The organism is Bacteroidales bacterium (genome assembly GCA_018334875.1).
GTDB lineage: Bacteria > Bacteroidota > Bacteroidia > Bacteroidales > UBA12077 > JAGXLC01.
Genome location: JAGXLC010000513.1, coordinates 1 through 2,659, shown reverse-complemented (window position 1 = coordinate 2,659; position 2,659 = coordinate 1). Strand labels below are relative to the sequence as shown.

At 40.1% G+C, this 2,659-nt stretch carries 2 protein-coding genes; one reads left to right on the top strand and one right to left on the bottom strand.

The annotated features are described in order from the left end of the window. Positions 1–120: ribosome recycling factor (locus KGY70_20570; GenBank protein MBS3777600.1), on the top strand; the 120-nt coding region annotated here is incomplete at its 5' end. Positions 121–184: 64 nt separating this feature from the next. On the opposite strand, the gene KGY70_20565 is transcribed toward KGY70_20570, so the two are convergent. Beyond that, a complete protein-coding gene (locus KGY70_20565; GenBank protein ID MBS3777599.1) occupies positions 185–2,485 on the bottom strand; it encodes a GAF domain-containing protein in 2,301 nt (766 codons plus the stop codon). Positions 2,486–2,659 lie beyond the last annotated feature (174 nt).

Here is a 2,659-nt window from a genome sequence, read left to right as displayed (position 1 = left end):
GGATTTCCTGAAGATGAAACCACAAGAGCGGAAGAAGAAGTTCAAAAGCTCACGGATGAATCTGTGAAAAAAGTAGATGAAATACTGGAAGAGAAGGAAAAAGAAATTATGACCGTTTAATAAGAAATCAATTATACCCGATAGGGTTCCGAAGGATTGGAACCTATCGGGCATTTTTTTGTAATCAAAAATTGAATTCTGAAGTGTCAAAGGCAATCTTCAGAATCTTTTTAACATTCCCTTCATTATCCATGATGGGAGTATAAGTTTCAGCAAGAACATGGGTATGACCATCTACTTCCACCCTGTTGATATCTTTCTTAACCTTTCCTGCCCTTAGATCGGCCCAGAATTGATTGTATGATTCCTCCTGTTCTTTTGTCAACTGCAGTTTATATGAATGGTGGGTACCAATAACTTCTTCCCGTGTCAAACCTACCAGGTTCAAGTACTTATCATTGATGTCAATAATTTTTTCATTGGGGTCATATTCTACTACATAATTGGCTTTATGAAAGGCATTAATCAGATGTTCCATTTCAGCTTTCTGACGGGAATTTTCTTCCTGTGTGGCTTTTAGTTCTTCCATATTTTGTCGCATTTCTTCTTCCTGGGCTGAAAGCTCCTGTGATTGCTGCTCCGATTGTTCCAGCAGCCGCTGAGTCTTCATATTTACTTTTACGGAGGAAATGGTTGAAGCAATGCTTTCGGCGACTTTCTCGACAAAATCGATCTGATATTGCTGGAACGTATGGAATGAGGCAATTTCAATGATCCCGTGAAGCTCTTCTTCCAATTTCAGGGGAACGATAAGCAGGCTATCCGGATTGGCATCTCCCAAACCTGAAGTGATTTCGATATAGTCCTGGGGGATGTCTTCCATATAAATGGATTGTTTTTCAATGGCACATGTACCGACCAGTCCGTGACCGAAATTTATACGTTTTTCAAGATATTTTTTGCGGTCGTAAGCAAAGGCGGATATCAACTCCAGATGTTTGTCGTTTTCATCTTCATCATTAACAAGAAATATTCCCCCCTGATTGGCTTCGAGGTAATACACCAGGTTTTTGATCAGCTCATCGGAAAGTTTTTGAAGGTTTTCATTATTTTGCCTCAGGATATCTGCAAATCTGGCTAGCCCTTCATTGATCCATTGCCGTTTTTGTTCTTCTATTTTTTGCTTTTCCTGTTCCTCCCTGGCTTTTTTAAGACTGTCCCGCATTTCCTGCAGCGACTGTCCCAGATGATCTTCATTACTGAGCAGGGTGTGTTCGTAGTCCAATTCTCCGTTGCTCAGGCGACCTGCAAATTCATTCTTCCTGTTTAGGCCGTCTATGGATGTGTTCAGGGCTTTCCCCATCTCTTCTATTTCATCCCCTGTTTCAATGGATAGTTTCATATTGTTGTCAATCCTGCCCATGGCCATTTGTTTTAAAACATTTGTGATTTGTTCAATCGGGCGGGATATGCTTCTGGTTACATAGTAAATAACCAGGCTGAGTATTAAAAGCCCGATAATACCAACCAGCAATGAAATGATAAAATCCCGGTTGGCCTCTTCCATTATCGATTCAGCCGGTACTGAAATGCCCAGGTACCAGGGATTATCTGTATTGCCTATAATTATAGGTGCGTAACTCACATAATGCTTTTCATTCAGATCATTTGTGTGAATAATGGAAAAGTTTTCCCCCTGATTCAGCTTTTCAAAAACATCGAAGTTTTCGTTGTCTGTTGGATTTTTTTGAATTTTTTCATTAAGCATGGAAGTATCGGGATGAGCAGCATATCTTCCTTTATGACTAATCAGGAAGGCACGGTTTCCATGTAGGTTTTCAATGGACACATTGTTAAGCATCTTCTGGAATTGCTCCATGGTAATGTCCACACCAACCGCACCTGCAAATTCCCCGGATTCCGATTGAATGGGCACAACCAGGCTGGTCATCAACTTTCGCTCTGATTTGCCTTCTGCAAAACGGTCGAAGTAAAGGGGCAAAATGGTCTCCCGGTTTTGACTTTTGATTTCTTTGTATAATTCATTGTCCCCTTCCAGACTTCTCCGGGTTTGATTCTCCTTTATGATGCCTTCCTCCCTGAAGTGTTCATTTACAATTCTTCCATGCGATTTGTCCCAGCTTGAATCTATTACACTCAGCTCCCAGCTATCCCAAAGGTTGTAAATGTCAGTATATTTCGGGAATACATCTTCGTACATTCTGTTAACCAGGTTAAGCCATTCTTCTTTGGGCATGAAATCATAATTGGAAAAACTCAGCGCCATTGTCCTGGTAACCGCCATGTCTCTGTTCAGCTTGCTTTCTATCTGCCGGGCATATTTATTTACTTTGGAATCGATAAGGTTTTTAGTATCCCTGTACGAATTCTGCCTGGCGTTGAGGCTGATGTATCCAATGGCCAACAAATAGATAAGTGCCGAAATGGATATAAGGATTATCTGAACCTTATGCTTTAGCTTCATTTGGAGCTTCATGGGCTTTATATATTTTTTAGAAAACAAACATCATTTTCTTATTGTGCTGTGACCGAATTCATGCTTTGAAACAAGTTGGCCTTCGCATTAGAATTTAAATTTAAATTTCGTTGGTTTTTACGGATATGTTGGTTTAAAGATTCAAAAACGTCTCAATAATTA